At 39.3% G+C, this 5,896-nt stretch carries 5 protein-coding genes and 1 pseudogene; all 6 read right to left on the reverse strand.

The genetic code is table 11. From position 1 onward, the window contains the following. Positions 1-881 precede the first annotated feature (881 nt). Complete coding sequence (locus H6G97_RS43715) at positions 882-2,942, reverse strand: cytochrome-c peroxidase (protein WP_190946740.1); 2,061 nt, start codon at positions 2,940-2,942, stop codon at positions 882-884. 5 nt (positions 2,943-2,947) lie between these two features. Further along, on the reverse strand, positions 2,948-3,094 hold the full coding sequence (locus H6G97_RS43720) for a hypothetical protein (RefSeq protein WP_190946745.1): 147 nt from the start codon (positions 3,092-3,094) through the stop codon (positions 2,948-2,950). Between the two features lie 586 nt (positions 3,095-3,680). Further along, positions 3,681-4,091: pseudogene (locus tag H6G97_RS43725) on the reverse strand (transposase); the annotation flags it as partial. A gap of 197 nt (positions 4,092-4,288) precedes the next feature. Next, positions 4,289-4,681: a helix-turn-helix domain-containing protein gene (locus tag H6G97_RS43730; protein WP_190946741.1), complete on the reverse strand. Its 393-nt coding sequence runs from the start codon at positions 4,679-4,681 to the stop codon at positions 4,289-4,291. A 213-nt stretch (positions 4,682-4,894) separates the two neighbouring features. Continuing rightward, entirely contained in the window at positions 4,895-5,200 is a 306-nt protein-coding gene (locus H6G97_RS43735) for a hypothetical protein (protein WP_190946742.1), read from the reverse strand. A 65-nt stretch (positions 5,201-5,265) separates the two neighbouring features. Next, on the reverse strand, positions 5,266-5,664 hold the full coding sequence (locus H6G97_RS43740) for a hypothetical protein (RefSeq protein ID WP_190946743.1): 399 nt from the start codon (positions 5,662-5,664) through the stop codon (positions 5,266-5,268). Positions 5,665-5,896: the final 232 nt, after the last annotated feature.

The raw sequence follows: 5,896 nt of genomic DNA on the forward strand, positions 1-5,896 counted from the left end.
TACCTATTTTCTCATGAATATTTCATGCTTTGCTTCCAATACACCAGCTTTTATTACAAATACAAGGCATTCGGAATCAGATTCAAATAATACTTATGTACTAGTAATTGGCGCTCGCATTGTGCCAGTTGCGTAAGTCCTGTTAAAAATTCGTGTCCGTTTCCAAGTTAATAGCAAAAACTAATCTTCTTCATTTTGATCTTTGCTGCTGACATTGAGTATACTCTTGCTTGAGTTGCTCAACTGTGACACAAACCAAAGCTACAACTATAAACCAACAGCAACAGATTGTCCTTAGTAAGCTCCAAGCAACAACGGTATTGACTAATATGCAGCCGTGGTACACGAGAGCTTTGTCCGTGAGAAAATCTTGGAAACAAGAAAAAGCGATTTTATTTCCCGGTATACAATGACTTTTTATTTGTTGCTATGCCAAATTAATGTGATTAAGGGTGTAAAGCTTGCACTCAAAGAGCATTAAGCTTAGAAGTAGCACCAGCAGCTTACAACAGACTTCTTGCAGAAGTGGGGAAAAGGGTTCATGTTAGAGGAGAAAGGTTTTCTCTTATTCCTTTCCCCCTTCCCTCTTCCCCTTTTCCCGCCTCTTGCAAAAGTAACTTTTGCAAGAGGTTTAATGAATATACAGAGCTTCTTACTATGCTTGAATCTCAAGCTATTTCATACCAATTAGACAGCTAAGGGTTTTTTCTTTTAATACTTTTATTTGGGATACCTGGAAAGTGACAGAAGAGGGATAACTACATTGTGCTTAAAAAATATTTTATTAAGGTTTTGTCATTGTTTGCAGCAGCGTTAAATATTTGCCATTCAAAAAGTACAGGCATTTTGCCTGTACTAAAAACAATTAATTTGAGGAAAATTTAAGGAGATTCTGCAAGAAAATTATTTGTCCCTGACCCGCCGTTACGACCAACAGCAGGAATTTCTAACATTGTAACTGTAGCTCTACCTGTACTGTCATTAGTGACCGTATTAGTATCGCCAGGATGTCCGTTAGTAATAAATAACTGTGGGTGATCGAAAGGTGCTTTTTCCAAACGAACGCGCTCGTCAGTTAGCGATTCCAAGAAAGCTACTAGCGCATTTTGTTCGTCTTCACTTAAACCGAGATTCACAATATCAGGATCGAGATCCTTAATATTTTGCTCGTGGAAATCTCCACCTCGGTTGTAAAACTCAATAACTTGCTTGAGAGTTAATTGTCCGCCATTGTGGAAATAAGGAGCAGTTAATTCAATATTACGTAAGCCAGGAGTTTTAAAAGAACCATCAACAGCAACTTTTTCACTTGAACTAATTGGAGGACTCAAATTAGGGTCTGTAAACTTACCTTGTTGCGCCATGCGAGAATCTGATAATGGGTTGCCAAAAGGATCTTTCGCGCCGACACCTAAGTCTTCTAAAGTAGATCTAACCCCAATGTTGTAGAACCCATTATCATAAACCGCCTCGCCACCGTCACCCATTTCCATCCGTTCTAAACGCTCTTTTTGAACGTTTCTAACCGAAGCATTGGTAAACTCTGGCCCACCATGACAGTTAATACACTTAGCTTTACCTTCAAAAAGCTCTTTCCCTTGCTTTTGTTGAGCGGTTAAAGCGTTGCTATTACCATCAAAATATTGGTCAATTGGTGCATTATTAGAAACTAACGTAGCTTCATATAACTGAATTGCCAACCCCATAAATAGGGAGAAGTTGTAATCCATTAGCGTAAACTCGTTAGTAGCCAACGCGCCTTGGGGTTGTTTGAAAATCCGCTCACCATCCGTACCGACTTGAATAATCTGCTTAGAATCCCACCACTGGGGTTGAAAAGCATTTTGAACCATAGTTTCGTAGTTTTTTGACTTTAAACCTGGGGTCGGTGCTTGGCTGTACTTACCTAGTACGCTGTCTTGGGGGCCAACGATTTGCTTACCTAATGGCGTTAGGTATTTTAGCTTCTTACCAATCTCTCTAGGTAACTTTTTGGTCTTAACTCTATTAAACTTTTGTCCTACATCTGGAAATACTCGACCAGTAGCAGATTCTTCAACATCGCTTAATGGCGGCCCTACGGCTTGAGAGGCGGCGGAAGCATTTTTGAGGTTAATTTTTACTTTCTTTAGCGCTGACTGCTTTGTAGCGGCTTTAAGGACGTAAGCATTAGGATCTCTAGAACCAAAAGGATTCACGCCATTAAAGTCATTTTGAGCGCGTCCATCCCAGAAATTACGGAAGTTAAATATAGCGTTGATAGAACTTGGCGAGTTGCGTCCTGTAATTTGGCGAATATTTACACCATCAATATTAAATACCGGGTCTGGTGTCAAGGTCATGTCGTCTACGGCACTACCAGGAACAATGTCGTTAAACTTATTTAGATCGACACCTTGAGAACCAGCAACATCATTAGTATCTGCTAAAACTGTAGAATTGCGATTGCTCGGATTTGATATTTTGTGAAAAGGGAAGTCCCCAGGCTTAAGAGTATAATTAAGCCCTGCTTCTACAACGGTATCTGCCCCTGGGTGCAACTGATTTTTAGCCCTCGTATCCGTCCCCGCATGAAAGTGGCAACTAGCGCAAGATTGCAACCCATCGCTACCAACTTGCATATCCCAAAATAAAGACTTGCCAAGTTCAATGGCGGCAGTTTTATTTTTAACAAATTCGCCTAAATTACTAGGTTCGGGAATGGCTACGCTTTTTAACGAACCTAGAGGTTGAGAAGGCGGCGATACCTGTGCTGATACTGTATGCCCGGCTAAGATTGCTGTCATTACCAAAGCGGCGATCATTACGCCACTCTTTAAGCGTTTTGAAGCTTTATTAATTAGTACTAAAAGCTTATTTGGTAGCAGCACCAAGTTGCGTAAAGTTTTCGGCAATTTTAATTCTGTTTTAACACTTGCTTTTTTAAAATCTAACTTTAGCAAATTTTTCAACTCCTTGTATCCGAAAAAGGAGTTGGCTGAGGGCTGCCAGCAGTAACTGCTTGGGAACGATACTGAAAACCTATAGGAAGCAACAACGAACCGCCTACAAGCGCTCCTAGCTTCAGGGCTTCTCGTCTAGTTATTTGTTTCACTTTAATTCCTTTACTAGGTGATGACAATACCTACCAAAATGGCTTGACCAATTGGTAGATATCAGGTCTTATGCAAAAATGACGTGAAAAGCTAATTCACCGCAAAGGTAATTTTTGTAGCCAAAGGTTTACCTCAGTGTGTCAATCTTACATTTTGTACTTGATGGCTAATTCCCTGATGTAAGGGAGTGTTTAATATTTCATTTTTCTATATCGTAACTTTTTGTAAACTTAATCTATTCACTTATTGTATATGTATTTTAAAAAAAAGTTAACCAGCAATAACTAAAACCAAAAAAAAGTCATTCATCAGCAGAGAAAATTTCAAATAAAATCATTCATGCTGTTAGTTGCAATGAGGAATACGTGTAGTTGCGGTGAAGAATATGTGCTGTTATTAAGGACGGTTCAGCAACTCCAATCCGAAGAATTTTTTCTTTTCACCTTGGTTGTAATACCAAATTATTGTGAAGCTGCATGAAACTACAGAAAGCTGGAATGATTACCAAGCATACTTTCTAGCCTCTATGCAACTTCATACAAAATTGGTATTACACTTGAGCAGGTAATACAGCAGATTCGAAGCTTATGAGGTACAGTAGCAGCAATTTGTAAACCAATTTTTGAGATGTTCAGGATTAATTAATTGAAGTGCTATTTTAATTAAACCATCGACTCCAGATGCAGTCTTGGGAGAAAATTGTTTTAAGAACGCTTTTAACTGTGACCACCAATGTTCAATAGGGTTAAATTCCGGGGAATAAGGAGACAGGTACAGAGCACTTGCACCAACAGATTCAATTAAGGGTTTAATTTCTGCGACTTGATGTGCAGGAAGATTATCCATTACAACTACTGCACCAGTCCATAATTGTGGAAGCAAAAAATGTTCGATAAAGACTTTATATGCGTTTCCATCCATTGAACCATTTAAAGTCATGACAGCTAAAACTTTCTTTAAGCTGATTCCCCCGATTACACTTACTTTCGCCCCGACGCTCGAAGACTCGCTAACGCTGCGCTATCTATAATATGGTTTAAAATCATACACCCTACTGCCGCGTTCGCCCTTGGCGTTGGCGAAGCCATCGCTTCGAGCATGAGTTTTAGTTAAGCCAAGTAAAACACCCATTTCATCTATAAATACAAGGTCTTCTGGATCTATGTGCTTTACCTTTTCTCAATACTCTATTCTCAGCCTTTGGACTCTTTCTGTTTTCGCTTGACTACTGCGTAAAGTCTTTTTTTTCGTGTTAGTTTTTGTTTTTGTAATGCACAGCACATTACACTTGCACATACCCAAACGTTATATTTTTCTCCAAAATACTCGCAGTATTCTGATAAAGTTGCGTCTGGATGGCTTTTAACCATTTCCGCTAATTCGCTACCGTACTTATCCAATTTACCCTTAATTGTCCCACCTTGCTTTTTAGGTTCTAAATGACCTTGGGTTTTCTGTAACTGCAGGAGCTTTTGTACATAGCTTTTTGCTACACCAAATTGAACAGCAACTTTTCTGATTGACGTGCCACCTCGTTCGTATGCATTTACTATTTTTTCTCGCAGATCAACTGAGTACGGTTTCATTGTAGTTCTTGATGCACTAATATTTAGTGTGCCTCATTTACCTCAAATCTGCTGTATCTATCTCTTCTTATAACTTTATTCTCGAAGCTCTTTTCTATGCAGCTTCATATTAAATTGGTATTAATTGCAATTCTGCCTGTATAAATTCCAGCAAATTTACCAGTATGAATATGAGCTTTGACAATATCACCAGTAGTAAAGCCCTGGAAATACTTAATTACCTCCCAATCCCGGAAAAAACTTACTCCAGACACTTTGTCCTTTAGGGGTTAAATCCCCTTGCATAACACCAGATAATCCTTGCTGCTGGGATTGAATCTCTTGCATATTAAAAGAATGAATCGTTTGGGCTAACTCTGGATTGTCTTCTAACAATTCAGCCTCAAAGCTTAATTCCTGCTGCAAAAGTTGGGCATTTCGGCGCAAGAACATCTGCTGATTGTGTCGCTGTCTGATAAGGGATTCAGTTAGGTGTAATTGTTCTTCAAAACTCAAATCGCCGTATTCGTCCTTATACATGAGAATTCTTCTCCAATTAGCTTAAAACTTAATTTTTAGGAAAATTAACGACACTGTTCAACTAATTAAAAATGTTTGATTCCTCCATAAAGTAGCTGATATCCCAGCCTCAATCTCGTAATAAATTCGTCAGTATTACGATTGCCCCAAACAGGATTACTACGGCTTTTGATCCAGTTGATTGGACTATGACAAATCTCATTATGACAACGGTAGCACGTTGGAAATGTAGATTGACCAATGATGTCGTTGCCGTAGTAAGCGTGATGGATCTCTTCACTTTTCTTAGTCAGACAAACTACACAATAATTGTGAGTTTTTCTGTGAGCGATTGCTACTTGTTTCCTATACTCTTTGGGATTACCATATCGAGCATTCCAATTTAGTTGTCTGGGTAGCCGAGATTTTCTAGTAATAGAGTCACCCCTTTTTCGTTTAACTCTTGCCCCGTTAATTCCTGCCACTTCTGTTTAATTTCCTGAAAATGTGGTCTTCTCCCTAATTCTGTTGCCCATTTTCTGGTTGAGTCGATGGGGGATATTATTCCCCGCGCCTCTCAGTTAGATCCGTGCGTACCCGTTTTCGTGTACACGGCTCCCGATGTTCTCAGCTTTCGCTTTTGCTCATGTGCTTGTAATCGTGGCAACTCTCGTGAATTGCTTCCAGATTATTTTTCTTCCAGTTGGCGTGATTTTC

The organism is Nostoc flagelliforme FACHB-838 (assembly GCF_014698065.1).
In the GTDB taxonomy this organism is placed as follows: domain Bacteria; phylum Cyanobacteriota; class Cyanobacteriia; order Cyanobacteriales; family Nostocaceae; genus Nostoc; species Nostoc flagelliforme_B.

Bases quoted from the DNA above. Each gene is read 5' to 3' on its own strand.
- H6G97_RS43735 (WP_190946742.1), bottom strand. From the start codon at position 5,200: ATGTATAAGGACGAATACGGCGATTTGAGTTTTGAAGAACAATTACAC.
- H6G97_RS43730 (WP_190946741.1), bottom strand. From the start codon at position 4,681: ATGAAACCGTACTCAGTTGATCTGCGAGAAAAAATAGTAAATGCATAC.